General features: G+C 58.5%; 29 protein-coding genes. 20 read left to right on the top strand and 9 right to left on the bottom strand.

Annotation, left to right across the window (positions count from 1 at the left end; genetic code table 11):
- The first annotated feature begins 60 nt into the window (after positions 1 to 60).
- The 4 genes from J5276_RS16050 to J5276_RS16065 are packed head-to-tail and all read left to right on the top strand — an operon-like array spanning position 61 to position 4,781.
- Entirely contained in the window at positions 61 to 1,125 is a 1,065-nt protein-coding gene (locus J5276_RS16050; protein ID WP_112751697.1) for a LacI family DNA-binding transcriptional regulator, read from the top strand.
- The gene (locus J5276_RS16055) at positions 1,118 to 2,995 is read left to right on the top strand and encodes a DUF2264 domain-containing protein (RefSeq protein WP_112751696.1); all 1,878 of its coding nucleotides are present in this window, start codon (positions 1,118 to 1,120) and stop codon (positions 2,993 to 2,995) included. The genes J5276_RS16050 and J5276_RS16055 overlap by 8 nt, the downstream gene beginning before the upstream one ends.
- Positions 2,992 to 4,008 (top strand): hydroxyacid dehydrogenase, encoded by a 1,017-nt coding sequence (locus J5276_RS16060; RefSeq protein WP_025595966.1) that lies wholly within the window; start codon positions 2,992 to 2,994, stop codon positions 4,006 to 4,008. The genes J5276_RS16055 and J5276_RS16060 overlap by 4 nt, the downstream gene beginning before the upstream one ends.
- Positions 4,005 to 4,781: a sugar phosphate isomerase/epimerase gene (locus J5276_RS16065; protein WP_112751695.1), complete on the top strand. Its 777-nt coding sequence runs from the start codon at positions 4,005 to 4,007 to the stop codon at positions 4,779 to 4,781. Before J5276_RS16060 ends, J5276_RS16065 begins: the two co-directional genes overlap by 4 nt.
- Positions 4,782 to 4,995: 214 nt before the next feature.
- Here the strand turns inward: J5276_RS16065 and J5276_RS16070 are convergent, their stop codons facing one another.
- The 4 genes from J5276_RS16070 to J5276_RS16085 form a co-directional block, all read right to left on the bottom strand.
- Positions 4,996 to 6,072 (bottom strand): ABC transporter ATP-binding protein, encoded by a 1,077-nt coding sequence (locus J5276_RS16070; RefSeq protein WP_003517850.1) that lies wholly within the window; start codon positions 6,070 to 6,072, stop codon positions 4,996 to 4,998.
- Between the two features lie 88 nt (positions 6,073 to 6,160).
- A complete protein-coding gene (locus tag J5276_RS16075) occupies positions 6,161 to 7,036 on the bottom strand; it encodes a carbohydrate ABC transporter permease (RefSeq protein WP_025595962.1) in 876 nt (291 codons plus the stop codon).
- Entirely contained in the window at positions 7,029 to 7,982 is a 954-nt protein-coding gene (locus tag J5276_RS16080; RefSeq protein ID WP_209159612.1) for a carbohydrate ABC transporter permease, read from the bottom strand. The genes J5276_RS16075 and J5276_RS16080 overlap by 8 nt, the downstream gene beginning before the upstream one ends.
- A gap of 6 nt (positions 7,983 to 7,988) precedes the next feature.
- Positions 7,989 to 9,278 (bottom strand): ABC transporter substrate-binding protein, encoded by a 1,290-nt coding sequence (locus J5276_RS16085; RefSeq protein ID WP_013761393.1) that lies wholly within the window; start codon positions 9,276 to 9,278, stop codon positions 7,989 to 7,991.
- A 119-nt stretch (positions 9,279 to 9,397) separates the two neighbouring features.
- Here J5276_RS16085 and J5276_RS16090 point away from each other — a divergent pair, with 119 nt between their 5' ends.
- The 13 genes from J5276_RS16090 (at position 9,398) to J5276_RS16150 (ending at position 18,306) form a co-directional block, all read left to right on the top strand.
- Positions 9,398 to 10,096, top strand: a complete 699-nt coding sequence (locus J5276_RS16090) for a TetR/AcrR family transcriptional regulator (protein WP_003517856.1) — start codon at positions 9,398 to 9,400, stop codon at positions 10,094 to 10,096.
- Between the two features lie 245 nt (positions 10,097 to 10,341).
- Positions 10,342 to 11,484 carry a Gfo/Idh/MocA family protein gene (locus J5276_RS16095; protein WP_025595958.1) on the top strand — a complete coding sequence of 381 codons (1,143 nt, stop codon included), beginning with the start codon at positions 10,342 to 10,344 and terminating at the stop codon, positions 11,482 to 11,484.
- Positions 11,485 to 11,494: 10 nt separating this feature from the next.
- Positions 11,495 to 12,658 (top strand): dihydrodipicolinate synthase family protein, encoded by a 1,164-nt coding sequence (locus J5276_RS16100; RefSeq protein WP_025595957.1) that lies wholly within the window; start codon positions 11,495 to 11,497, stop codon positions 12,656 to 12,658.
- 51 nt (positions 12,659 to 12,709) lie between these two features.
- A complete protein-coding gene (locus J5276_RS16105) occupies positions 12,710 to 13,531 on the top strand; it encodes a sugar phosphate isomerase/epimerase (protein WP_013761396.1) in 822 nt (273 codons plus the stop codon).
- A gap of 20 nt (positions 13,532 to 13,551) precedes the next feature.
- Positions 13,552 to 14,787, top strand: coding sequence for a Gfo/Idh/MocA family protein (locus tag J5276_RS16110; RefSeq protein WP_025595955.1), 1,236 nt, complete (start codon positions 13,552 to 13,554; stop codon positions 14,785 to 14,787).
- Positions 14,788 to 15,266: 479 nt separating this feature from the next.
- The gene (locus J5276_RS16115) at positions 15,267 to 15,476 is read left to right on the top strand and encodes a cold-shock protein (protein ID WP_003517872.1); all 210 of its coding nucleotides are present in this window, start codon (positions 15,267 to 15,269) and stop codon (positions 15,474 to 15,476) included.
- 109 nt (positions 15,477 to 15,585) lie between these two features.
- Positions 15,586 to 15,876: a hypothetical protein gene (locus tag J5276_RS16120; protein ID WP_019566459.1), complete on the top strand. Its 291-nt coding sequence runs from the start codon at positions 15,586 to 15,588 to the stop codon at positions 15,874 to 15,876.
- Positions 15,877 to 15,903: 27 nt separating this feature from the next.
- Positions 15,904 to 16,140, top strand: a complete 237-nt coding sequence (gene rpsU / locus J5276_RS16125) for a 30S ribosomal protein S21 (RefSeq protein WP_003517876.1) — start codon at positions 15,904 to 15,906, stop codon at positions 16,138 to 16,140.
- Positions 16,141 to 16,170: 30 nt separating this feature from the next.
- The gene (locus tag J5276_RS16130) at positions 16,171 to 16,386 is read left to right on the top strand and encodes a hypothetical protein (RefSeq protein ID WP_003517878.1); all 216 of its coding nucleotides are present in this window, start codon (positions 16,171 to 16,173) and stop codon (positions 16,384 to 16,386) included.
- Between the two features lie 147 nt (positions 16,387 to 16,533).
- Positions 16,534 to 16,818 carry a hypothetical protein gene (locus J5276_RS16135; RefSeq protein WP_025595953.1) on the top strand — a complete coding sequence of 95 codons (285 nt, stop codon included), beginning with the start codon at positions 16,534 to 16,536 and terminating at the stop codon, positions 16,816 to 16,818.
- 90 nt (positions 16,819 to 16,908) lie between these two features.
- Entirely contained in the window at positions 16,909 to 17,049 is a 141-nt protein-coding gene (locus tag J5276_RS16140; protein ID WP_003517881.1) for a hypothetical protein, read from the top strand.
- A 638-nt stretch (positions 17,050 to 17,687) separates the two neighbouring features.
- Positions 17,688 to 17,981: a hypothetical protein gene (locus tag J5276_RS16145; protein WP_013761399.1), complete on the top strand. Its 294-nt coding sequence runs from the start codon at positions 17,688 to 17,690 to the stop codon at positions 17,979 to 17,981.
- Positions 17,982 to 17,994: 13 nt separating this feature from the next.
- Positions 17,995 to 18,306, top strand: a complete 312-nt coding sequence (locus J5276_RS16150; protein WP_003517885.1) for a hypothetical protein — start codon at positions 17,995 to 17,997, stop codon at positions 18,304 to 18,306.
- A gap of 268 nt (positions 18,307 to 18,574) precedes the next feature.
- On the opposite strand, the gene J5276_RS16155 is transcribed toward J5276_RS16150, so the two are convergent.
- Positions 18,575 to 19,672 (bottom strand): acyltransferase, encoded by a 1,098-nt coding sequence (locus J5276_RS16155; RefSeq protein WP_025595950.1) that lies wholly within the window; start codon positions 19,670 to 19,672, stop codon positions 18,575 to 18,577.
- Between the two features lie 309 nt (positions 19,673 to 19,981).
- Between J5276_RS16155 and J5276_RS16160 the strand changes: the two genes are divergently transcribed.
- Positions 19,982 to 20,218, top strand: coding sequence for an acyl carrier protein (locus J5276_RS16160; protein WP_003517889.1), 237 nt, complete (start codon positions 19,982 to 19,984; stop codon positions 20,216 to 20,218).
- Positions 20,219 to 20,234: 16 nt separating this feature from the next.
- Here J5276_RS16160 and J5276_RS16165 read toward each other — a convergent pair whose 3' ends face one another.
- From J5276_RS16165 to J5276_RS16180, 4 genes are all read right to left on the bottom strand, one after another.
- Complete coding sequence (locus tag J5276_RS16165; RefSeq protein ID WP_209159613.1) at positions 20,235 to 22,193, bottom strand: MacB family efflux pump subunit; 1,959 nt, start codon at positions 22,191 to 22,193, stop codon at positions 20,235 to 20,237.
- Between the two features lie 3 nt (positions 22,194 to 22,196).
- Positions 22,197 to 23,420, bottom strand: a complete 1,224-nt coding sequence (locus J5276_RS16170; protein WP_112192316.1) for an efflux RND transporter periplasmic adaptor subunit — start codon at positions 23,418 to 23,420, stop codon at positions 22,197 to 22,199.
- A 22-nt stretch (positions 23,421 to 23,442) separates the two neighbouring features.
- A complete protein-coding gene (locus tag J5276_RS16175) occupies positions 23,443 to 23,739 on the bottom strand; it encodes a hypothetical protein (RefSeq protein WP_080850229.1) in 297 nt (98 codons plus the stop codon).
- A gap of 126 nt (positions 23,740 to 23,865) precedes the next feature.
- The gene (locus tag J5276_RS16180; RefSeq protein WP_112192335.1) at positions 23,866 to 24,531 is read right to left on the bottom strand and encodes a hypothetical protein; all 666 of its coding nucleotides are present in this window, start codon (positions 24,529 to 24,531) and stop codon (positions 23,866 to 23,868) included.
- A gap of 203 nt (positions 24,532 to 24,734) precedes the next feature.
- Here J5276_RS16180 and J5276_RS16185 point away from each other — a divergent pair, with 203 nt between their 5' ends.
- Together J5276_RS16185 and J5276_RS16190 are read left to right on the top strand one after the other, a co-directional pair.
- The gene (locus J5276_RS16185) at positions 24,735 to 25,466 is read left to right on the top strand and encodes a response regulator (protein WP_013761406.1); all 732 of its coding nucleotides are present in this window, start codon (positions 24,735 to 24,737) and stop codon (positions 25,464 to 25,466) included.
- Positions 25,463 to 26,725 carry an ATP-binding protein gene (locus J5276_RS16190; protein WP_003517899.1) on the top strand — a complete coding sequence of 421 codons (1,263 nt, stop codon included), beginning with the start codon at positions 25,463 to 25,465 and terminating at the stop codon, positions 26,723 to 26,725. The genes J5276_RS16185 and J5276_RS16190 overlap by 4 nt, the downstream gene beginning before the upstream one ends.
- Positions 26,726 to 26,764 lie beyond the last annotated feature (39 nt).

The following is a 26,764-nucleotide window of genomic DNA, read 5'->3' on the forward strand; positions in this document are numbered from 1 at the left end:
ATTTTCATTATTTGCAATATTTGCATCATAATAGAATTTTTTGCAAGCGCAGGAGAAGACATGAACGATACGCCCGACATCAGCCGCCCGCGCCAGTCGGATATCGCCCAGCGTGCAGGGGTTTCCATCAGCACGGTCTCACGGGTTCTCGCCGGGGAAAAAGGCATCAGCGCATCGATCCAGACCAAGGTTCTGGGCGTGGCGGCGGAACTTGGTTATCCGCTGCGGCCAGTCACCAGCCAGACCGGCGGCATCTCGCTGGAGGGGAAGAAAATCCTCGCCCTCATGTCCGCCGAACGAGCGACCGGCGATATCGGCGCCTTTTATCACGATATTTTCGACATGCTGCGCAGCCTTGCCCAGACAGAGGGTTTCGAACTCGATATCCGGCTGCTGCACCAGAGGCAGATCGACGACGCCCTTACACAGCGGGTCTGCGAGGTCGACGGCCTTCTCGCCATTGGTCTTGACCCCGAAGAGGAGATCATCCACCGCATCACGCAGGGTGTGCTGCAACCGGTTCTCGTCAATAGCGCCGATCCCTCGATGATGCTGGATTGCGTCTCGCCCTCCAATTTTTACGGCGGGGCGATGGCGGCGCGGCGGCTGCTGGAACTGGGGCACCGCAAGGTCGCCTATATCGGTCCGCAACACCGTCACACCATAAGAGAGCGCATGCGGGGCTTTCGGCAGGTTATCATCGAGGAAGAGAGTGCCACCTATGAAGAGTTTCTGCTTTCCACGGCGGATAGCGGCTTCGGGCAAGCCGGTGATGCGGTTCGTCAGCTGCTGGCCAAAAACCCCGGTCTGACTGGCATTTTCTGCATGAACGATGCGATCGCGCTCGGCGCGCTGGGAGCAGCACAAGAGCTTGGTCTCGGGGTACCGGACGATCTTTCCATCATCGGCTTCGACGACCTGCCCTTCGCCGAACTTTCCACTCCCCGGCTCAGCACAATCCGGGTAGACCGCCGCGAGATTGCCCGCGAGGCGGTGGAGCTGATGCGCCGCCGGCTGGCGGAGCCATCGGCCAATGCCCGGCAGGTTCAGCTGGGTGTACAGCTTGTGGAAGGACAGACCGCCGGTCGAGCAAAAAAGACGGGAAAGGCGGCGCGCGATGCATAAGCCAGCAAACCATGATCCAATGACCCGCTTCAATCCGCTTTACGGCAATCCACTCAAGACCCGCGCCGACGTCAGACGAGCATTGGACGACAGTTTCGCACCGCTGCTTCCCTATTTCTCAGAGAGCGGCGCAAGAGTGACGCTAAGCGGCACCGCCGCGCATTTCGACCGGGCAGCGGCCGACCTGGAAGGATTTGCGCGACCACTCTGGGGCATCGCGCCGCTTGCGCTCAGCGGCGATGCCTTCGCCCATTGGCCGCTTCTGGCCAGAGGCATCGCCAATGGCACCGATCCCGCCCATGCCGATTACTGGGGCGATGTGCGGCAGAAGGATCAGCGGCTGGTGGAGCTGGCCGCCCTCGGCTTTGCGCTTCGGCTTGCGCCGCAACATCTGTGGGAACCCTTGTCCGAAGAGCAAAAGGCGAATGTGCGCCATTATCTTCTGGCGGCGCGCGAGCGCATCTATGCCGACAATAACTGGAAGTTTTTCCGGGTGATGGTCGATGCGGCGCTCGATCATCTCGGTATCGAATTCGACCGGAGCCTCACCGAAACATATCTGAAAGAGCTGGACGGATTTTACATCGCCGACGGCTGGTATCGCGACGGCAACTATCGCCGCATCGACCACTACATCGCCTTCGCCATGCATTTTTACGGGCTGATCTACGCGAAAATCAGCAAACCGGATGATGCATACGCCGAACGTTACCGGGAACGTGCCCGCCTGTTTGCCGGGGATTTCGCAAGCTGGTTCGATGAGGATGGTGGCGCGCTGGCCTTTGGCCGCTCCATGACCTACCGTTTCGCCTGCGGCGGCTTCTGGGGTGCCCTCGCCTTCGCGGATGAGGAAGCGATGCCCTGGGGGGAGATCAAGGGGCTTTATCTGAAACATCTGCGCTGGTGGGCGGGAAAGCCGATTGCCGACCGCGACGGCGTGCTTTCCATCGGTTACGCCTATCCGCAACTGACCATGTCGGAAAGCTATAACTCGGCGGGTTCGCCCTATTGGGCCTTCAAGGCTTTCCTGCCGCTCGCCTTGCCGGAAAGCCACCCCTTCTGGCAGGCGGAGGAAAAGCTGCCAGACACATCCACAAAACCACGGCCGCTCGTTCATCCCGGCATGGTGATGATGCGCAGTAAGAGCAACGTCACGGCGCTGACGAGTGGGCAGGAAAACCTGTCCATGCGCGGCGGGCCGGAGAAATACGCCAAATTCGCCTATTCCTCGCGTTACGCTTTCGGCGTGGAAGTGGACGAGCGCGGTTTCAAGACCAATGGTTTCGACAATATGCTGGCCTTTTCCGAAGATGGCCGCCACTACCGGGTGCGCGAAACCAACCGCACTGTGCTCTTGACTGGCACCAATCTTCGAGCGACTTGGAACCCATTCCCCGATGTCGAGGTCGAAACGACGCTGGTTGCCGCGGGAGAGTGGCATATCCGGTTGCACCGGATTACTTCCGCGCGGCCACTTTTGGTCACCGAAGGCGGCTTTGCGATAAACCGCAACGATGGCGACCGCGATGCGGTGACCGAAGACAGCGGCCGGGCAACGGCCGATTGCGGCACAGACATATCCGCCATCATCGATCTCGGCTCCAGCGCATCCCGCCAGGGCGTGGCGTTGAAGGCACTGCCCAATACCAATCTCATCAATGCCAAAACCACGGTGCCGCAATTGCGGGGCGACATTCCAGCGGGCAAAACCCTGCTCGCCTGCGCCGTCTTTGTGGGACTGGTGGGACCTGAAAGCGAAACAGCTTTGGCGACAGTTCCCGCACTTCCAGACATGGAAGCGCTTGACCGCCTGTTTGTTGAGCGCGGTGTTCCCGTAAGCAGTATGGCGGCGGCGGGAGAACCGCAATGATGAGCCCGCGTCCGCGTCTCAGCCTTGCCATGGACCCGGAGCGGACGCAGCATGTGCTGACGCCACAGGCGCTTGAAAAGCTGTCGCAGAGCGTCGACATCCTCGATACCCGGCCGGTCTGCGATTTTCACGACCCAGCTGTGACTGCCCAGTTGGAGAGAACAGATATTCTTCTGACTGGCTGGGGTTGTCCCGAGATCGACATGCGGGAACTGGCAATGATGCCGAACCTTCGGTTGATTTCACATGCCGCCGGGACGGTGAAATACTTCCTGTCCCAGGCGGTTTTCGAACGAAACGTTACGGTGTGCAGCGCGGCCGAGGCGAATGCGCAGCCGGTCGCGGAGTTTACGCTGGCAATGATCCTGCTTTCCGGCAAGCGTACCTTCGGTTTCCGGCGCATCTACGGAGAGGATCGCGCACGGCGAAACGTCGACCGCCTGCAGTCGCAGGTCATCGGCAATCTCGGCCTGACCGTCGGCATTGTCGGGGCGTCACGCATCGGGCGTCGGGTCATCAATCTGCTGCAGCCCTTCGATCTGGATATCATCCTTTTCGACCCGTTTTTAAGCGCGGTGGAGGCACAAAAGCTCGGTGTGCGTCTCGTATCGCTCCATGAGCTCATGGCGGTAAGCGACGTCATTTCCCTGCACGCGCCATCCCTGCCGCAAACCCGGCACATGATCGGCGCCGACGCGCTTGCCCTGATGAAGGACGGAGCGACCTTGATCAACACGGCCCGCGGCGCGCTGGTGGACGAAGACGCCCTGCTGGCGGAACTGAAAACCGGACGCATAGAGGCCGTCATCGACGTGACCGATCCGGAAGTGCCGCCACCGGATTCGCCCTTTTACAGCCTTCCGAACGTGTTCCTGACGCCGCATATCGCCGGCGCCGTCGGCCTTGAACGCGCCCGGCTCGGCGACATGGCGATTGCCGAGATCGAACGCTTCTGCCGCGCAGAACCATTGCAACAGCAGGTACGTCCGGAACATCTGGAACTGATCGCATGAGAATTTTCGAGCCGGGCCTCTGCTCTGTCACCTTCAGGTCCATGACGCCGCAGGCCGTGATTGACCTTGCCGTCGCAAATGGCATCAAGGCGATAGAATGGGGTGCCGATATCCATGTGCCACCTGGTGACTTAGAAAATGCAAGGGATGTGGCGGCTCGTACAGTCAAAGCCGGTCTTACCGTCTCTTCCTACGGATCCTACATTTTCGCACCGGATTTTGCGCCGGAGGATGTGACCGCAGTTCTGGAAACCGCGAAAGCGCTCGGCACCGGCCATATCCGCATCTGGCCCGGCATCCGCAAACGCCCATCCGCGGATTATTCACCAGAGGAACGCCGTGCGGCGACCGACGCGTTGGCGGCACTTGCCCGGCGGGCAGACGACTACGGAATGACAATCGGCCTCGAATATCACCCCAATTCGCTGACCGACACGCTGCCCTCGGCCTTGCAGCTCATGCAGGATTTGCCGATGCCTAACCTGTTCTTTTACTGGCAGCCAGCCCCAGGTCTACCGCTGGATGACGCCCTTGCGGAAATATCCGCGCTCGGCTCGCGCATCTGCCACCTGCACGTCTTCGCGTGGCTCACCGATGCCAGCCGCCTGCCGCTCGGCGAGCGCGCGGACTATTGGCGGTCTTGCGTTGATGCCTTGCCAGCAAGCGACTGGACTAAACCGGCTTATGCGATGCTGGAGTTCGTCAAAGGTGACAACGTCGCCCAGTTCTCGGAAGATGCGGCGGTGCTGAGCGAGATTCTCGCCCGCTCTTAGAACCGCTTGTTTTTTATCGAAAACCGACGCGGCGGACTAAAATTCGCTATCCATCACAACCGCCCACTGCCCTCATCCCTGTACCCCCTACAGGGATCCAGCCAGCCCAAGTCTTTGGGCTGATGGATTTCCTCGCCGCGCAGACGCGTCAGCTGGACTCCTGTGACAAGCACAGGAATAAGGGAAGGTCTGTTCCTCCCCCCGATTTTTCCTCTTATATTCGCCGCCCATCCGCCCCGAACAGATGCGTCTTCGCCAGATCAAACGCAAAGGGAATGGTCTCGCCGATGCGGATGTGGCGCTGGCCGTCCAGCAGCAGGGTAGCGGGCTGGCCATCTGGGGTACTGGTATAAACCACCGTCGAGCCGCCGAGATGTTCAACGAGCTGGATGGACGCATCGCCAAGCGAGGCCGATTGCGCCTGTGGGTTTACGTGTTCGGGACGAATGCCGAAAGTGAGTGGCTCGCCTTCCTCAGCCGCGACCGGCTTTTCGAGCAGAATGCGCTGGCCGGCGACCTCGATGGTACGGTTGGAGCTGTCGCCTGAAGCCACTTTCGCGGAAAGGAAGTTCATCTTTGGCGAACCGATGAAACCCGCCACAAACTGGTTGGCCGGATTGTTGTAGAGATCAAGCGGGCGGCCGACCTGCATGATGCGGCCGTCACGCAGGACCACGATCTTGTCGGCCATGGTCATGGCCTCCACCTGGTCGTGCGTCACATAGATCATGGTGCTGCCGAGAGTCTGGTGCAGCTTGGCAATTTCGACACGCATCTGCACGCGCAGTTCCGCATCGAGGTTGGACAGGGGTTCATCGAACAGAAAGATTTTCGGCTCGCGGACGATAGCCCGACCGATGGCGACACGCTGGCGCTGGCCGCCAGAAAGCGCCTTCGGCTTGCGCTGTAACAACGGGCCGATCTGCAGGATATCGGCAGCTTTCTGCACCCGTGCCTCGACTTCCGGTTTCTTGTAACCCGCCGTCTCCAGCCCGAAAGCGAGGTTCTTGTAAACGCTCATATGCGGATAAAGCGCATAGGACTGGAACACCATGGCGATACCGCGCTTGGAAGCGGCTGTTTCGTTGACCCTTTCGCCATCGATGCGAAGATCACCCTCGGAGATTTCCTCCAGACCGGCGATCATGCGCAGAAGCGTAGATTTGCCGCAGCCCGAGGGGCCGACGAAAACGGTGAACTCGCCCGGCTCGATCTTGAGATCGATGCCGTGGACGACCGGAAAGGCGCCGAACCGCTTGACGATTTTTTCCAGAGTAATGCTGCTTGCCATGCTGTTTCTCCCGACCGTCGCGCTGCAGACAAGGCAGCCGCGACGGTGTTGATGTTCTGCAATTCGTTTTCGGTCCCGTTTCGTCCGTTCAGCGTTTCATTCCGGTGGTAGCGATGCCTTCAATCAGCAGCCGCTGGAAGAACAGGAAGAACAGGAAGACCGGTACCAGCGACAGGTTGGACATGGCGAAAAGCGACGTCCAATCCGAGCTGCCGGTGGAATCCACGAAGGATCTGAGGCCGAGCTGCACGGTGTAGGTGTTGATGTCGTTCAGATAGATCAACGGACCGAAGAAATCGTCCCAGGTCCAGATAAAGGAAAAGATCGCGGCCGTTGCCAGAACCGGCAGAGAGAGGGGCAGCATGATCTTCCAGTAAATGCGGAAGGGCGAGCAACCGTCCATCACCGCTGCCTCATCCAGCTCACGCGGAATACCCCGGAAGAACTGCACCATCAGGAAGATGAAGAAGGCGTCGGTTGCCAGATATTTCGGCACAATCAGCGGCAGCGACGTATTCACCCAACCCATTTCCAGAAACAGGATATATTGCGGGATGAGCACAACGTGATAGGGCAGCATCAAGGTGCCGAGCATCAGCGCGAACCAGAAATTGCGCCCACCGAACCGCAGGCGGGCGAAAGCGAAGGCGGCAAGTGAGCAGCCAACAACGTTGCCGATGGTGGCGAGCACCGAGATGAAGAACGAGTTCCAGAAGAATTGCCCGAAACTGACCTGGAGCCCGGTCCAGCCGCGAATATAGCCGCCGAAATCAACCGACGAAGGAATGAGCGAGGAGGAACCGAACAGCTCGTCCTGCGGGCGAAACGAGCCCGAAATCATCCACAGGATCGGATAAAGCATCGCAAAGGAGGCAAGGATCAGCACCGCATGCAGCAAAACCGACATTAGCGGTGAGCGTTGCGGGCCTTGTCCCGGCCGGGGAGCGGTAACAGCGTCAGTCATCGTAATGCACCCAGTATTTCGCGCTGAGGAACGAGAAGGCCGTGAACAGCGCGATGATGATCACAAGAATCCAGGCAAGCGCCGAGGCATATCCCATGCGGAAGAAACCGAAGGCTTCCTGATAGAGATAGAGCGTGTAGAACAGCGTCGAGTTGATCGGCCCGCCCGTGCCTTCGGAAATGATGAAGGCCGGCGTGAAGGCCTTGAAGGCATCGATCGTCTGGATCACGGCGTTGAAGAAGATCACCGGCGTCAACAGCGGCAGCGTAATGCGGAAGAACTGCCGCATCTTGCTCGCGCCGTCGATATCGGCGGCCTCGTACATATCCTGCGGGATTTGCCGGAGCCCTGCGAGGAAGATGATCATTGGCGAGCCGAACTGCCAGACGGACAGGATCACCAGAGTGTAGAGCGAGTAGTCCGGATTGGAAATCCAGCTCGGCCCCTCGTAACCGAAAACCTGCCACAGGACCATGTTGACGAGGCCATCTGACGCGAAAAGCTGCCGCCAGAGAACAGCGATCGCCACGCTGGAACCGAGCAGCGACGGCAGATAGAAGATCGCCCGGTAAAGCGTGAGCCCCTTTATGCCGCGATTGAAGGCGAGCGCCACCAGCAGTGCAAAGATCAGCTTCAACGGCACCGAAAGCAGCACATAGGTAAAGGTGACCTGCATGGCGGCGGCGAATTTAGGGTCGGCAGTGGCGATGCGCACATAATTGGCCGCCCCCACCCAGTCCGGGGATTGAAGCAGGTCATAATTGGTGAAGGACAGATAAAGCGACACCAGCGCAGGCCCGAGGGTGAGACCGAAGAAACCGATCAGCCACGGCAGGAGAAACAGGTATGCGTGAACGTTGCGGTCCAAAAGCCGCTTCGCGCCTGCCCGCTTCGGGAGAGCCGCGCCACGGCTCTCCTCCACGAGAGTTTCAGATCGAAAGGCCATCTGCCATCACTTCCGTTTAATGACGGTTTCGGATTCCTTGACGAGCCGGTCACCACCCTCAGCCGCCGAAATCTTGCCAAAGCCGATCTCCTCCGCTGTACGTTTCAGGACGAAGGCGAATTCGCCTGCACCCGGAGGGGGTGCCGGCGGCAGATCGCCAACGCCGGGGGTAATCTCGGCAATATATTCCACCATGCTCTTGCTGACGGCATCGAGCTTGGCGGTCAGCGCGTTACGCATCGATTCCGATGCCGGAACGCCGCGCTCCACACCCAGAACATCGACGCCCTGTGGTTCGGCAACGAGGAAGTTGATGAAACCGACCGCCTGCTCAATGCCGGCACTGCCATTGGCGACGCTGATGAGCATGGATGGTTTCAGGTAGTGACCGGAAGGACCATCCTTCTTGCTTTTCGGATAGGAGGTCATCGCCAGCTTGGCTTTGTTGAGTGCCTGATAACCGACAAACTGGTTGGAATGGGCAAATGCCGTTGCCGCCTTGCCCGTCGTCAGCGCGTTGGTTTCAATATTCAACTGGTCGAGCGCCTGAATATCGGCCGGCACGCATGCACCGCTCTTGCGCAAATCCGCCCACATGGTGAACCATTTGGTCGCGTCGGTCGGATCAAAACCGATACCGCCATCCTGTGTGTAGAGTGATTTGCCGTTCTGACGCAGCCAGTTTTCGAAGCTCGGCTCGACGCCGCTGGCATCGGCCGTGGCGTAGTAGCCGGGTTTGGGTTTGTTCTTGCTGAGCTTGGCGGCGTTTTCGGCAAACTCTTCCCAGGTCTGCCCGATCGCTGGCGGGGTCGCGCCGGATTTTTCCCAGGCCGCCTTGTCGAAGAAGACAGCGCTGGAATTCACGCCAAGATTAACCCCGTAAAGCTTGCCGTCGACCCGACCGGAGTCGATGTTCATCTTGCCGAAATCTTCTATCTTCAGGCCCTTGCCAATATAGTCATCAAGGGGAGCAAGGGCGCCGCGCCGGCCATATTCGAAGATGTAGCGATAATCCATCTGGATCAGATCAGGCGCGTTGCGGCCTGCCACCTGCGTGGCAAGGCGCGGCCAGTAGTCGCTCCAGCCGGCAAATTCCCCGGCAATATCGAGATCCGGCTTGATTTGCTTATATGCGGCGATCGCCTTGTTGGTGCGATCCGCACGCTCCTGCGATCCCCACCACAACATACGCAGCCGCGCGGCCTGAGCCTGCGCCGAACCACCTCCCAATGTTGCGAGTGAAAGGGCCGCAAGCCCTGCTGAAAGCACACTTCTCCTGTGAAGCATCACGGGCATTGGCAACTCCTCCCTAATTGACTGCCAAATTGATGATGGGGGTAAACGACTATTGCCGTTTTATAACTAATTGGTTACATGGGAACACCGATCGCCAACATTGTCAAGCGGGTGCTAAGATGGACGAAACGACGAAAAACCAGCTGCCCGATCCGGCCGTCGAGGAAACGCCTGCCCCCAAGCGCAAACGCGGGGCGGCACAGGTGCGCAACCCAGAGAGAACACGCGCCGCCATTCTTGAAGCCGCCCGCCGCGAGGTGGCCGCGAAGGGCCTGGCGGGCGCGAGAATCGATGTCGTGGCGCGGCGTGCCGGCACCAACAAGCGGATGATCTACCATTATTTTGGCGACAAGGACGCGCTTTATCTCGCCGTTCTGGAGGACGCCTATCGCCACATCCGCCACACCGAACGGCGGCTGGACCTGACCCGCAAGGCGCCTTCGGAAGGCTTGCGGGAACTTGCGCTTTTCACCTGGCATTATTTTCTGGATCACCCGGAATTTCTGAGCATTCTCGCAACAGAAAACCTCAATAAAGCCCGATATCTCAGGCAATCCGCTACGATTGCGGCAATGCATTCGAACTTCATTTCCGAGCTTGAGGACGTGCTGCGGCGCGGCCGCGATACTGGCGAATTCCGTGACGGTCTCGATCCGATCGACGTCTATCTGACGATCGCCTCGCTCGGCGCCTTTTATCTTTCGAACCGATTCACGCTGTCGACGATCTTCCAGCGCGACCTGACCGACCCCGCCGAACTTGAACGCTGGGGCCAGCATATCGTCGATACCCTGCTTGCTGCGGTGCGGCCGGTCTGAGCCGTAAAAACCGAATTTCCCTTTAACAACAGCGACGACGCGCCATTCGCATCCGCGAAGCGCGTCTTTTCCTTTTGCGGCGCGGCACAAACCCGTGATTTCTGCCGCCGCAAGTGCATGTGAATTTCCTGCCAAAAACACCTTGACAGATCGCATCCTTCACGACCACAAATAACCAAATGGTTACAAATTGCCATGTTTGACGGAAGCGGCTTTCGGGAAAAGGCCGCCTTGGGAGGAAATTCATGAAACGTATCGGCGTCATCATGCACGGCATCACCGGCCGCATGGGTTACAACCAGCACCTCGTGCGCTCCGTTCTCGCCATTCGCGATCAGGGCGGCGTGGTTTTGAAGAGCGGCGAAAAGGTCATGCTCGACCCCATTCTGGTCGGCCGAAACGGTGCGAAAATCGAGGAAATCGCTAAAAAGCACAATGTCGCGCGCTGGACGACCGACATCGACGCCGCCCTTGCGAACCCGGATGACACGCTTTTCTTCGACGCCGGCACGACGCAGATGCGTGGCAGCCTGCTCGAAAAAGCTATCAAGGCGGGCAAGAACGTCTATTGCGAAAAGCCGATTTCCGACAGCGTGGCAGAGGCGCTGGCAATTGCCAGACTGGCCGAAAGCGCCGGTATCAAACACGGCGTGGTGCAGGACAAGCTGTTCCTGCCCGGCCTTCGCAAGCTGGCGATGCTGCGTGACAGCGGCTTTTTCGGCAAGATCCTCTCGGTGCGCGGCGAGTTCGGCTATTGGGTTTTCGAAGGCGATTGGCAGCCGGCGCAGCGTCCTTCGTGGAATTACCGCCTGAAGGACGGCGGCGGTATCATCCTCGATATGCTGTGCCACTGGCGTTATGTGCTCGATAATCTATTCGGACCGGTGAAATCCGTAAGTTGCCTCGGCGCCACCCATATCCCCGAGCGTTTCGATGAACAGGGCCACGCCTATGCGGCGGATGCCGACGATGCCGCCTACGCCACCTTCGAGTTGGAAGGCGGCGCCATCGCCCATATCAACTCTTCCTGGGCGGTGCGTGTGCGCCGCGACGATCTCGTCACGTTTCAGGTTGATGGCACGCATGGTTCGGCCGTGGCAGGTCTCACCAAATGCTGGACCCAGCACCGCACCAATACGCCGAAACCGGTGTGGAACCCTGACCAGCCCCAGACCATCGATTTCTACAAGACCTGGCAGGAAGTGCCTGACAACGTCACTTATGACAACGGTTTCAAGGCGCAGTGGGAAATGTTCGTGCGTCACCTCGTTGACAACGACCCATGGCGCTATGGGCTGATGGAGGGTGTGAAGGGCGTGCAATTGGCCGAACTGGGGCTGAGATCATGGAAGGAACGCCGCTGGCTCGACGTTCCCGCACTTTCCTGAGGAGGCGACAGTGAGCGAACTCAAGCTTCCAAAGGACGACCGCAACATCGAGGTCTACAGGCTATCAGGCGCGCCGGTCGCCATCGAGAAACGAAGTGCGGCGGATTTCAATCGAGTCGCCTTCGCCGCCGCCCATGTGGTGGCCGATCCCCTCGCCGACAACGATCCATGGTTGACGCCCGCCATCGACTGGGACGCCACCCTGCGCTTCCGTCACCGCCTTTGGGACCTCGGCCTGGGTGTTGCGGAGGCCATGGACACGGCCCAGCGCGGCATGGGACTGGCGTGGCCGCAGGCGCAGGAACTGATCTCCCGTTCGCTGAAGGAAGCGGCCACCCGCAAGGATGCGCTGATCGCCTGCGGCGTCGGCACGGATCATCTTGACGGCGGCGGATATGACCTGAAGCAAATTATCGACTCCTATCTGGAACAGCTTGATTTTGTTCAGGGAGAAGGCGGGCGCGTGATCCTGATGGCAAGCCGGGCGCTCACCGCTGCCGCCCGCTCCCCGGACGATTATCTCGAGGCCTATGCCAAGGTTCTTTCCCGTGCCGAGAACAAGGTGGTTATCCACTGGCTGGGAGAAATGTTCGATCCTGCGCTTGAGGGCTACTGGGGTGCCCGCGACCATATGGCGGCGATGGACACCTGCCTTGCCATGATCGAGGAGAATGCAGACAAGATCGACGGCATCAAGATTTCGCTTCTATCCAAGGAAAAGGAAATCGTCATGCGCCGCCGCCTGCCCGCTGGTGTTCGCATGTATACCGGCGACGACTTCAATTATGCCGAGCTGATCGCCGGTGACGAAAAAGGTCATTCTGACGCGTTGCTCGGCATTTTCGATGCCATTGCTCCGGCGGCATCCAAGGCGCTCGCCAGCCTGAAGCGCGGTGCGGATAATGAATTCTTCGACATTCTGGAGCCAACGGTGGCGCTTTCGCGCCATATCTTCAAGGCGCCGACCCGCTTTTACAAAACCGGCGTGGTGTTTCTCGCCTATCTCAACGGCTTGCAGGACCATTTCACCATGGTTGGCGGGCAGGAAAGCGCCCGCTCCACGCGGCATTTCGCCGAGCTTTTCCGGCTGGCGGACAAGGCCAATGTACTTGCAGAACCGGATGTGGCGACGCATCGCATGAAGCAGTTTCTGGCTGTCAGAGGCATTGGTTAAGCGCGAGAGCGAAGGTGGCTGGAGGCCTTCGCAAAAGGGAGGAGTACCGTTATGGGCGTTGAGGGCCTTTCAATAAATTTTGCCACCGTGCGGCAGGGACGTTCCTTCGGGGCGATCGTGGATGCATGCCTTGCGCATGGCATCACCACCATTTCGCCTTGGCGCGAGCAGGTTCACGCTGCAGGCCTTGCTGAAGCAGCACGCATTGTCGAGCAGAACGGCCTTCGTCTCAGCGGCCATTGCCGGGGCGGCTTTTTCCCCGCCCCCGATGCAGAAGGCCGCAGCCGCGCCATCGAGGACAATAAACGCGCCGTGGACGAAGCCGCCGCCATGAAGGCAGATTGCCTAGTGCTTGTCGTGGGCGGCCTGCCCGCCGGTTCTCGAGACTTGAAAGGTGCACGGCAGATGGTGGAGGACGGCATGGCCGAACTTCTTCCCTATGCGAGGGCAGCCGGCGTGCCGCTCGCCATTGAACCGTTGCACCCCTTTTATGCCGCCGACCGCGCCTGCTTCAACACTTTGAAACAGTCGCTCGACCTCTGCGACCGGCTAGGTGCCGGAACCGGTGTGGCCATCGACGTCTATCACGTCTGGTGGGACCCGGAGCTGGAGGAACAGGTGGCGCGCGCCGGGCGAAACGGGCAGATACTGGCACACCATATCTGCGACTGGCTGGTGCCGACTACCGATCCGCTCAACGATCGCGGCATGATGGGCGATGGCGTGATTGACCTGAAGGCATTTCGCGCCATGATCGAGGCCGCCGGCTTTTCCGGTCCGCAGGAAGTCGAGATTTTTTCGCATCGTTGGCAGGCACGCCCGGTGGACGAGGTTCTGTCCACCGTCGTCGAGCGTTTTAAAACCGTTTGTTGATTGGGTTCGGGAGTAAGGAAATGCCTGAAAGGGTGAAACGCAAACGTTATGCACTGGTCGGCACCGGCAATCGTGGCACCACCATGTGGGGGCGCGAACTTCTGGCCGGGTGGAGCGACTATGTCGAACTGGTCGGCATTTGCGACCTGAACCTGATGCGCGCAGAACGGGCCCGCGCCATGATGGGGTCGGCCGCTCCGCTTTATGACGACTTCGACCGGATGATGGCCGAGCAACGCCCGGAACTGGTAATCGTCTGCACGCCCGATGATACTCATGACGACATCATTATCCGCGCGCTCGAGGGCGGTGCCGATGTCATCAGCGAAAAACCCATGACCACCACCCCGGAAAAGATTGACCGCATCCGCGCGGCGGAGGCCAAAAGCGGCCGCCGTGTCGACGTTTCCTTCAATTATCGCTTTTCACCGACGGCGGCGCGCATCAAGGAGCTGATCGACGACGGCGCGATCGGCACCGTTACCTCGGTAGATTTCCACTGGTATCTCGATAACCAGCACGGTGCGGATTATTTCCGCCGCTGGCACGCTTTCACCGAACATTCAGGTAGCCTGTTCGTCCACAAGGCGACGCACCACTTCGATCTTCTGAACTGGTATCTCGATTCCGACCCGGTGGAAGTGAAGGGCTTTGGGCAATTGCTGCATTATGGCAAGAACGGACCGTTCCGGGGAACGCGCTGTCGTACCTGTCCGCACAAGGACGAGTGCGATTATTTCATGGATCTCGGGGCCGACCCGTTCCTGGACGCGCTTTACGAGGACCCGTCGACTGTGGATGGCTATATGCGTGACGCCTGCGTCTTTCGCGAGGAGATCGACATCCCCGACACGATGAGTGCCTCGATTCGCTATGCGAACGGCGTGCAGGTCTCCTATTCGCTCAATACCTATATGCCGATCGAGGGACACCACATCGCGTTTAACGGCCATAAAGGACGCATCGAGATGCGCCAATATGAAAAGCAACCGTGGACTGAGCCCCCAGCCGACGAAATCCTGCTGGTGAAAAGTTTCGGTGGCGGTGTCGAGCGTATCTGGGTGCCGCATGAGCCGGGCGGCCATTATGGCGGCGACAATCGCATGCGCGACATGATCTTCAAGCCCGGTTCGAACGACCGGCTACGGCAGCGGGCGGGTTCGCGCGCCGGCGCCATGTCCGTGCTCTGCGGCGTAGCCGCATTGAAAAGCGCCCGCGAGGGTGGTGCAGCGGCGGTGAAATCCCTGCCCATCTAGATATTTTCGGCCTGCGGTGCTTTCAACGTCGGTCCGCAGGCCGCAATTGCCAAAAAAGAACGGATAACATTCTGCAGATTACGCGCTTCCTCCATACCGGTAAAACGACGATCGGGGGAAGAAAGAGTTAATCATGTCCAGTTTCGAATCCTTCATTCCGCTCATCATCATCGGCACCAGCCTGATCCTTTTTTTCAAATGGGTGGGGCGCGATATGAACAGGGAAGAGAAAAAACCGAAATCGCGCCGCTGACGCAGGAAGAGACATCGGAACCGACAAGTGCAATCGCCAGATGGCGCATTTTTCCGCATCGGCCCATTGCAAAATCAAAAATTGAGGCTATATTCGGCAAATCGACAATTGCTTGTGACGTCGCTCCTGGGACTCTACGTTCCCGTCGGATTTCCTCTCAAATAATCGATCTAATTCCGCAAGGTATCGCGGAAACCAACAACGATTACTACGAAAGGAAATCGTTATGAACACTGGTACTGTAAAGTGGTTCAACGCCACCAAGGGCTTCGGCTTCATTCAGCCTGACAACGGCGGCACGGACGTTTTCGTTCACATTTCGGCTGTTGAGCGCGCAGGTCTGCGTTCGCTGAACGACGGCCAGAAGATCACCTACGACATCGTGCAGGACCGCAAGTCCGGCAAGAGCTCCGCTGACAACCTTCGCGCAGCTTGATTTGTCATCGGCCCCGCTGGCTACGCATGTACCAGCAGTGGCGCTGAGTGATTGTGAGAGGTCGGGTTAAATCCCGGCCTTTTGTTTTTTTGGCCATGGGGAGGCTCTCATGCGCAAAAATCCTTATCGTTCCGGCGATGCTATCTTTCTGAAGGCGGGCGTACTTGGGGCCAACCAGCCCAAAGGTCCCGGCCGGGTCGTAACGGCTCTGCCAGAGACACAACAAGGTGCGGTTCGCTACAGGGTGCGTTTCCAGCACGAGAACTTCGAACGTAATATAGCGCTCGATGAAATCGATGTGGTTGCGTCTTCATCGCGGCCCGTGGAAATCGAAGGCTCGTCTTCGCGCGTTGCGGGATCGAGCTGGATCAATTCGAATACGATCAGAATCAAAAAATAGCAGCGATGGCTGCGTTAAGGAGATAAGTTGCAGGTACTCGTCAGGGATAACAATGTAGAGCAAGCCCTCCGCGTCTTGAAAAAGAGGATGCAGCGCGAGGGTATCTTCCGTGAGATGCGCGCACGGGAATCTTACGAAAAGCCGTCGGAAAAGCGTATCCGCGAAGAAGCCGAAGCTGTGCGCCGCCACCGCAAGATGGCGAAGAAAAAATTGCAGCGCGAGGGATTGCTTCCTGCTCCCAAAAAGGTTGCCCGCGCTCGATAACTGTCAATTCGCTCCGCAAAGGAGAATGCCATGACCGCGACTAAAGAGGCTGTTTTCAAACCCGGAAAGCTGTCCTCGCAGGACAAGGCATCCATAACGGACAAGGCGGCGAAACAGATCATAACCGCCGAATCCGACCAGCGCGCCAAGAAGACGGAACGGCTTCGCCAACTTCGCGAAGCTCAGGAGGCGGCAATCGCCGCCCCTCCACCCACCCGCACCAAAAAGTCATCCGGCAAGAAATAACCCGGTTGCACTTTTTGACGTCGCCTTTCCGAAAAACTTCTTGAACCTGATACGCAACAGGCGCACGCTTCGCCTGTCAGCAATCCGCTGAAGAGTGCTGATGTTTGAGGGCAGAGTGTCCTCGCCCCCAAACGAAAGGAGGACGAGATGTCTTCCGAGTTTTATTCATCAAGTCTTTCACGGAACCTCGTCCGCACCGGCGGTTTGGGTTACCGGGAAAACGCATCGCTTCGCCTGCTTCTCAGTGCCGCCGAAGAAACAGCAATGCGCCTGGATCAGGATCGCGGCGCATCCTCCGGCTTTGCGGCGTTTCCTGATTTTGGCCTCCAGCCCGACATGGTGCGGAGAACCTTCTACGCAGGGCGTATCCGCCTCTCCAAACCGACCCTTCCCTTCGGGAAACTTCCGCTTAACGGACTGCCTTTCCCCTGACGATGAAACCGCCCCGCAGCCTGCCTGCGGCGCGCGATCATGCCCCGGACCACACAATATCCAATATCAGTTCAATACCAGGAGGACACCATGGCCAAGGGTCAAGTACGCAGCAACAAAGAAGTCCGCAAACCGAAGAAGGACAAGACGAAGGCTCCGGCTGCGGCACCAGCTGCCGGCACGCAGGTCAAGTTCGCAAACTCCACAACTGCGGATGGCAAGAAGAAGTAGGATTGTTCCGGACAGCCCGCTCATAACAGCGCGACGCCCCGTCACGAATCGCCAAACCGCGACCCGATACGCAAAGGGTCGCGACAAATAAAACATGTAATGGAAATACGGACTTGTTTTGGCCACATTGCTCTTCTATAAGGTTCATACAGCAACTGCTGGTGAGCGCAAATATGTCGTTCGCAGTTGTTTCCGTCGCTTTAGACTTTTGACCACGGATGTACTGGCACTGGTGTTAATGGCGATATGAGGAAGGTCGGTGCAATATTGCCCCGGCCTTTTTTGTTGTCTGCCCTGGTGAGATAAAGAATGTCGCCGCACCGGTCACATACTCGTTAGGGGCTATGGAATTAACTTGCCTATTGCGCGCAAAGAGCGCACCATTCCCCATCGGTACTTAAAGGGCGTTACCGCCGTCAGGCATCCTTGCCGTCTCAAGCCCATTTGCACATGCCTCCCGTCTACAGCGCCCCGTGCGGAATTTCCCAGGGCGCGTTGAGGCACATGCCCCCCCGAAAACCGGCAACGGTCATCGACCGCACCGGCGTATCGTTTCAAAGCGTTGGAGCGTCCCGTGCAGCCTTATAAGGGCGCGCGCGAGGCTTCGGCTTTCTGAACCAGTAAGAAAAGAGGCCATCATGTCTTCTGCGCCCCGTAACTGCCTGATCTCCTCTCAAGATCTCGAAATGCTCCAATTGGTCCTCGAGAGCATCGGTTTTAATCACCTTTCCGACGATGATGACAAAAAGCTCCATAACAGAGCCGCCCGCAAGGTTATTGAATTATATCAGGATGGTTTGACCGATCCGGCAGACCTCACCGACGAAATGCGCTTCCTGTTCGGCGTGCAGAAACACGACCGCATCAAGCCGTGGAAGCCGCTCCCCCGATATGCAATCCAGGGCCTGCCACTGCTTTACCACCGCCATTGAGGGGAGAGAGCAGATGCGCGAATATATCATGGTCAGCACCGGCCTGTGGCTGGGGCTTTTTCTGACCTGGTACCTCGTCACCATGTACGATACGGCAGATAGCGTCTTTACGGCGAACACCGTTCCGTCACTACCGCTGCTGCTGACATCGGCCGAATGCGAGACCCAGTTCGGCATTCTTTTTTCGATGACCGAAAAGCTTTTGAAGGCAGGCGGGCCGATAGTTCCCGACGACTTGCGAAAGAACATAGAGCATTGCATTTCTTCCGATGAGGCAAGCCGCCTGAAACTCAAAGACAATCAACTTATCCGCCTTTTTCCCTGAAGCGCCTCCCGAAGCGGACGGTGTTCACCAAAATCACTGGTAACAATAATGACTTGGCAAATGAGATATATCAGGAGAAACTGATTTAGTCGGACATCAGTCCGAGAGTTTGCGTCTGCGTGGAGGGTGAGTATGACGTATGACTGGAGCGGCCGCAGAATGCGCCGCATGCGTGCCGCGAAACTGACGATCATCAGTCTCGTCGCGGCCTTTGTTATCACGGCTCCAATCTTCGCGCATTACTGAAGCCTGCAGCGACAAGACGCGATCACACCGGTTGCCCGACCCCTGCCCGCTTTCTCAGGCGACCTTTGAGCCATGTCTGCACTGGCTGATCAAAATGGACCGTCAGGTACCATGACAGACACGTCGTCCCTATCAGGAAAGCGACACCGACCGGCAAAGCGATGTTTTCCCTATCGACGGCAGGCATCAGAAAATCCGTCCAGGCCAGCAGCGGAATATGCAGCACATAGACGGCGTAGGAAGCTGTGCCGAGAAACCTCGACAAGATTCCCACCCTGCGACCCGGCACTATCCTGCTGGCTACGAACAATACCGTCGGCCAGACGAGCAGAACCACCGCGAGATCAAAGAAGGGCCGAAGCTCACGCGAAATTGGCACGGCGAGGATGACGCAGACCAGCATAAGACAGAGGGCCGCCTGGATGGGCTTCAGCTCGGTTATGCGATTGCGGAAACGGTAAACCAGCACGCCTGCGAAAAACGAGAAAAACACCCTTCCCATGCCGGCATACATTTCGTGCCATCGAAACCCCGCATGCAACTTCCCAAACTCAGCAGCCGCCACGACAAGGACGCAGGCGCTGACAGCCAGCACCACGATTGTCTGTTTCGTAGTCGCCCGCACACCCCACCGGCCATAAACCGCATTCACCACCAGCTCGTTGAAAAGCGACCATGCCGGGCTCACCAGAAACAATGCGCCGTTCAATGTAAGCGTGAAGGGTGCCGGAACGAAAAGAAGCCCGGTCAACAACGCGATCGCCAGCTCACCGGGATTGATGTGGCGATGAAGATCATCGATCGGCGTTGGCAGGCCCAACAGGTAGAGGCAAATGAAATAGGACGCCATCAACGCCAGCCCCAGCCCATACAGTGGATAAAGTCGCGCAAGGCGCGCCTTCATGAAGAAGCCTGGCGTAATCGCCCCTTCGCGCAGTTTCATGCTGTAGGCATGCGCCAGCACAAAACCGCTCAAGGCGAAGAACAAATCGACGGCGAGATAGCTCGAAGCGTCGTCTCTCCCGAAAAACTGTTCGGCATGGCGATGCACGATGAAGAGCGCAGCTACGCCCCTTATGCCATCTAGCAATATGAAGCGTTCCGGGGAAGACTGGACCATGGGCGTTGATGCTCGACAGGACTGGATTATAATTACTTCACGAAAACGAGGTTTACAGCGCAGCGGTTCATCGCATCCAGTCAAAAACTGTTCAACGTCAAACATACCCCGAATTCTTATGGGCAATTCCCCATGAGCCACGCTCTTTCGCAGCCGTCAAAGGCATGCTACGTCCGAATGTCATCGATGCTTTGACCTTCTGACTCTGTGTACCACGCCTCGCAAAAACCGGTTTCGATTTTAGCAAGTGTCCTGGGCGCAAATTCAAACGGGTTGTTCGGCGGCAAACAACTTTCGCGGAGTCCCACCATGTCCACCATCGCCGACCGTATTAAAAAAATCATCGTTGACCAGCTTGGCGCAGATCCCGGCACGGTTGTCGATGACGCCAATTTTGTCGACGATCTCGGTGCCGATTCCCTCGAAGTGGTTCAGGTTGTCATGGAAATCGAGGAAGAATTCGGAGTGGAAATCCCTGATTCGGCCGCAAGCACAATCCTGACCGTTGGCGACGCCATCCGCTTCATCGAAAAAAACAAGGCTTGACCGGCAGCGGCGGATATCAACCCGCCGACAGGGCCGCAACAGGATCGAGGTTCGATGCGTTGCGGGCCGGCAGATAGCCGAAAACGACGCCTATCAGTGTCGAGCAGACGAAGGCAGCAATGATCGACACCGTGGAATAGACCATGGCGAAATTGCTGCTGAAGGCGGAGAAAAGCGCCCCGAAGCCGAAGCTGCCCAAAATTCCCAGCGTTCCGCCGATGAAGCAGACGAGCACTGCCTCGATCAGGAACTGGCGCAGTATGTCACTGCGCCGTGCGCCGACTGCCATGCGCACGCCGATTTCCGATACACGTTCGGAAACGGAAACGAGCATGATGTTCATCACCCCGATGCCGCCGACCAGAAGCGAAATCACCGCGATCGCCGCAACCAGCAGTGTCATGGTCTGCGTTGTACTGGTGATGGTCTGGCGAATATCGTCAGTGTTAAGAATGTAGAAATCCCGCGTTCCATGCCGCTGGGTGAGAAGAACCGTCACCGCCTGTTCGGCAATTGCGGCGTCAATATCGTCACTCACCTGCACCGTGATGCTGCGCAGCGACAGGCTGCCGAGAAAGCGTGACTGGACGGCAGTATAGGGCAGATAAAGTGAAAGGTTCTGGCTTGAACCGAAACCGCCCTGCTGCGCCTGCGTGATGCCGACGATGCGGGCCGGCACCTTGCCGATGAGGATGACCTGACCGATGGGGCTGCCGTCGAAATTCGCAAACAACGATTTGCGGGTGTTCTCATCAATCACCACCTCCTGGGCTTTCTGCACGACGCTTGCGGTATCGAAAAAGCGTCCTTGTGACAGCTTCGTGCCCTTGGCGACGAAATACCGCTCGCTGACACCATTCACAAGCGCATTAGCCTCCTTCGCGCCGAAACGCACCGTACTGGAGGTCGAGACCGTGGGCGTCACAGCCGCGACATAGGATTGTTTGGCAAGTGCCTCGGCGTCGGAGACGACCAGCGTGGTGATCTTGCCCGACCTTATGTCGCCAAAATCCTTGCCCGCGAAGATTTCCAGCGTGTTGGTGCCGAGGCTTGAGATATTCTGCAGCACGCGCTGCTGTGATCCCTGCCCCAGCGCCACGACGCTGATGACCGAGGCGATGCCGATGATGATACCGAGCATGGTGAGAAAGCTGCGCAGCTTGTGCGCCTGCATCGACAGGAGCGCCATGCGCAATGCCTCCCGCAGCGAGGATACGAGACCAGCGAGACTGGAGGCCCCGCCGGAAACCATAGAGGGTTTGGCGTCATCCTTCCGAACCGGCGCGGCATCCGCCCTGCGGTCTGAAATTATGGCGCCGTCGCTGATTTCGATGATCCGTTCGGCACGTCGTGCAATTGACATATCGTGCGTGACGATAACGACAGTGCGCCCTTCGGCATGCAGCTCGTCGAGGATGCGCAACACCTCGTCGCCGCTCGCGCTGTCGAGCGCACCGGTCGGCTCGTCGGCAAGAATGATTTCGGCATCGTTCATAAGGGCGCGCGCGATGGAAACGCGTTGCTGCTGGCCGCCGGAAAGCTGGCCCGGACGATGATCGAGGCGGTCCGCCATGCCAAGGCGACCGAGCAACCTGGCGGCATCGCTCTTGCGATCGCTTTGTGACTTTCCGGCGTAGATCGCCGGAATTTCGACATTGCCGAGCGCTGTCAGTTCGACAAGCAGATGGTAACGCTGGAAAATAAAACCGAGGTTTTCTCGCCGCAATTGCGAAAGCTGGTCTGCATCGAGATTGCCCGTCTCCCGGCCCCTGATGCTGTAGCTCCCTGAGGTCGGCCGGTCGAGGCAACCGAGAATATTCATCAGCGTCGACTTGCCCGATCCGGAAGCGCCGACGATCGCCACCATCTCGCCGGCCTCGATGATGAGGTCGATATTCTTGAGTACGGTAATCGTACCTTCACCGGACGGATAATCCCGCCGCACGGATTTAAGGCAAATAAGAGGATCAGCCATTGTTCAAAAACCCATCGGCGGGCCACCAGGCCCCGGCACGGCGTTTTTGGCGGTGTCAATGGAAAGTTCGCCGGTCACCACGCGCTCGTTCTCTGCAAGGCCGGAACGCACTTCCGCCGTTACCTTGTCGTTCAGACCGATTTGGACCCTGCGTTCGGAAATTCTGCCATCGGTGTCTACCACACGCACGGCATAGTCATCGTTTGCGCCCTTGCTACCAAGGGCCGCCGCCGGAACGGTTAGCACGTCCTTCGCTTCACCAAGGACGATATGGACCTCCGCCGTCATATAGGTGCGCAACTTGCCGTCCGGGTTCGGCACTTCGAACACGCCATTATAATAGATCGCCTCCGACGACGAGGTGCTGGAAGAGGACGATGTGGTCGAGGAAGACGTCGAGGAGCTGAAGCTGGAGTCGCTGCGCACTGATTCAGGCGCCGGTTCAATGGACGTAAGCGTCGCGTCGTAACGCTGTTGCGGCTCACCCAGCACCGTGAAGTAAACTGGCAAACTGGCTTTTACGCGCGTCACATCTGCTTCGGAGATTTCCGTGCGCACCGTCATCCGGTCGAGCTGGCCTAGGATCACGATTGTCGGCGCGGACTGCGTGGCGTTGACGGTCTGCCCTTCCTGGCTGACGATAGACAGAACAGTGCCTTCGATGGGCGCGGTGATCCTCGTATAGCCGAGATTGGCCTTTGCCGTTTCGACAGCGACCTGTGCCTCCTCGATCTGGGCGTCGATCGCTTCGATCTGCGCCTGGGTGACTGCGAGCGCTGCAGTGGCGCTTTCGAAATCCGCACGGGAGGCGACATTTTTCGACACCATTTCCTGTTGGCGGACAAGGCTCTGGCGGTTGAGAACAAGTGTCGCCTGCTTTTCCACCCGCTGCGCCTTCACATTGGCAAGCGCTGCCAGCGCCGTGCGCAGGCTGTTATTCTGGGTAACGGAATCGATCTCGGCAATGAGATCGCCCGCCTTGACCGTATCTCCAAGTGCGACCTTGACGGCGGTGATGCGACCGGAGGCCTGCGCGCCGACGGCCACCAGACGAACGGGTTTGAGCGTTCCAGTCGCCAGAACAGTCTGCTCGATATCACCGCGCTTCACAGACGAGGTGATATAACCGGGCGTTGCGGCCCGCGTATACTGTGACGAAAACCAGTAGCCACCCAGGGCGAGCGCGACAACCGTCAGCGCCACACCTGCTTTGCGAGCCATTTTCATCGTCCTGTCCTGTCCGGCCGGTCTACTCAAAAGAAGAAACCGACCTCATGTCGTGTTTCACAAGGATGAAGCCGTTGTCTGCTTCGATCCATTCATAGGCGGCAACAGACTTTCTGGCGGATGCCTTGCGGCAGGCGTCGTGACGACGCTTGCCGTGTGCATTTTCGCGCCGTTCCTTGGCACAGACGGGTTGGTGCCACTGTTCTTCCTGCCGGGATTTCGCCGCTGGATCTCGCACCGGCCTGTCACCGGCCGCAGCGACAGACCAGACGAAGCTCAAACCAAAAACCGTCGCCAGCACCAGGTAGAAATATCTCATCATCATCTTCTCGCTTGAAAATCACGCGGGGGATCGCAGGCGAGCGATCCCCCGGCTTCAGCCGTTTCCGGCTGATTTCCTCCTTTGCTGGGGGGCTATTAAAGGAGGAAACTTTGAAGAGTGGCGTCAGCCCCGCTCTGCCTGAGGCAGCGGCGGCATCCTGTCGCCATGCGGAGGCTCGATACGACCGTCTCGTGCACGGCCATCATGCGGGACGGGAGGCGGAGGCGGCATCAATGCGCGTTCGAGTTCAGCAAGCTTCTGCACCTGCTGCGGCGAAAGTTTCGGTTTCAGCGTAGCCGCTGCGTCCTGAAGTGCTTTAGCCTGTTCTGCCTTTTTCATTGTGATGCCGGCCAGTTCCTCACCGGCAAGACGGGGCTCTAGCCCCGGCGCACCCGGTCCCTTCGGCGGCAATGACTTGAGTTCCGAAGTGGGCAAAACAAGATCGATCAGCGCAGTGGCATAGGCGCGCCACGGACCAAGCTGTTCAGGTGTGACGCCGAGATAGATTTCCGCTGCCGAAAGTTTCGTCGCCAACCCCAATATATCCGGGCCCAATATATCCGGCCCCATCATATCCGGGCGTAGCATCTCAGGCCCGGCCATCTTGCGGCCATGCGGCAGCCTTTGCTCCGGACCACTATTCGAACCGAAGTCAGGACTGGCCAGCGGCGGCACGGCCTGTTCCGATGCCTGCGGCACCGGTTCACCCTGCTCCGCAGCCCGGGAGGTGGCCGAAGCGCCAAAAGCAGTTGTCACGACGACGGCGGTGGCGATTAGAGCGTTTCTCATCTTACCTTCCTTTTCGTTTTCCAACCTGAGAAGACGATAGGAGCTAAGCGTTTCCGGCTTTGGTCCGAATGTTGCGGGTCTTGTTCCACGCGCGGCCTATTTGTAACCGAATGTTGCCAGAGCGGCCGCAGCAAGCTTTCGTTGCAAAAATCCGCCGTTTCTTTGCACCGCTTATGTATAGTGGCATCAAAAGGTTGGACGATATGGCGACAGTTTCGGTGACACATATTTTGATCGTGGATGATGATCCGGAGATACGCACATTGCTCGCGAAATATCTCGGCTCGCAGGGGTTTCGCGTTTCGATGGCAGCCGACAGGCGTGAGTTCGAAGAACAGTTCGCCTGCTCCGATCCGGATCTCATCGTGCTCGACGTGATGCTGCCGGATGGTTCCGGCCTCGATATCTGCCGCGATCTCCAAGGCCGCCGGCCGCGCACGCCCGTCATTCTCCTGACAGCGCTCAAGGAGGATGTCGACCGGATCGTCGGGCTGGAAATTGGCGCCGACGACTATCTTGGCAAACCCTTCAATCCGCGAGAACTGACGGCGCGGATCAAGGCCGTGCTGCGCCGCGCAGTACCTCAGGAAGTACCTCGCGGCTCATCCACCGCTTATGGTTTTGCGGACTTCACCGCCGATCCGGAACAGCGCTCCGTCATCCACGCCGGCGGTGAGAGGATCGAGCTGACGGGGGCGGAGTTCGATCTGCTGAAAGTCTTCCTCGACAGGCCCGGCCGGCTTCTTTCCCGCGATCAGCTGCTCGATCTTACGCAGGGCAAGGACCGGGGACCGTTCGACCGCTCCGTCGACGTGTTGATGAGCCGGTTGCGCAAGAAGCTCGAAACCGATGCACGGGCTCCGATCTTCAAGACCGTTCGCAATGGCGGTTACCAGATGACGGTTCAGGTCAGAACCCTGCCGGTGCATCGATGAGCTCGCTCAGAAACCGTATCGCCGCACTGTTGATCGTCTCCATCATCGCGGTCATCGCGCTTGCAACTGTGGTGGCAGATCAGACATTGCAGCCGCCGCCGCCAGATGCCACCATCGAGCCCGTTGCCCGCAGCCTTGCCTTTGCCGTGACCATGGCCGAACGCGACCCCTCGCTGCAACAACCCGGCTATTTCCGCATCGAACAGAAGCCGCCTGAAGGTGATCTCGATGGAATGCTTTCGGAGTTTCTAGAAAAGGCCCTTGCACAGGTTGGCGAGCCGCGCACCGCAATTGTGATCCGCGCGCCGGGAAGTAATGCCCCGGTGGCGGCTATAGCGCTGGAAAAAAGCGGATGGCTGGTCGCGGAAATTCCGCATATGGGTCCTCCCCCGGGCGGCTGGAAGATTTTCGGCATGTGGATCGGGCTGATCATTCTTGGCAGTGCTGCTGTTTCCATCTTTGCTGCCAGAAAGATCACGCGCCCCCTCGACATGCTGGAAAACGCCGCTGCGAGCATCGGACCCGATGGTTCGCTACCCCATTTGTCGGAAACAGGTCCGGGTGAAATCCGCGCCACGGCGCGGGCCTTGAACGAACTCGCCCGCCGCCTGAAGGCGGCAATGGAAAGCCGAATGCGCCTCGTTGCAGCCGCTGGCCATGACTTGAGAACCCCAATGACCCGCATGCGCCTGCGGGCAGAATTCATCGAAAACGACGAAGAGCGGGGCAAATGGCTGGCGGACCTCGAGGAACTGAACGCCATCGCGGATAGCGCCATTCTGCTTGTGCGCGAGGAAGTGAGCCAGGATACCGTCAAGATGATCGATATCGGCAGGCTTCTCGGCGAAATCGTCAGCGAACTTTCTGATCTCGGTTACGCTGATGCGCTCGACTTTATGAAACCGGAAGCCGCCATGATCATCAAGGCCGCTCCACTTGCGCTTAAAAGAGCCTTGCGCAACCTCATCCTCAATGCCGTCACCCATGGCAAAACGGCACGGATCGATCTAACCGAGGACGAGAGCGAGGTCGTCGTTACAATCCGCGATGAAGGCCCTGGCATTCCGCAGGAACTGATCGGGCGGGTTTTCGAGCCCTTCTTTCGGGTCGATCTCGGGCGGCGAAAATCGATCCCTGGAGTGGGGTTGGGTCTTGCCATCGCCAGGGAAATCATCGAGCGCTTCGGTGGCACGATCACCATCGCGAATCACAAGAAACAGGGCCTGATCCAGACGGTGATTTTGGCAAAAGTGGCATGATCTCATGCCACAAAACACCCTGTGCCCGTTAAGATGACC

It is taken from the genome of Agrobacterium sp. S7/73, from assembly GCF_019355535.1.
Classification (GTDB): domain Bacteria; phylum Pseudomonadota; class Alphaproteobacteria; order Rhizobiales; family Rhizobiaceae; genus Agrobacterium; species Agrobacterium tumefaciens.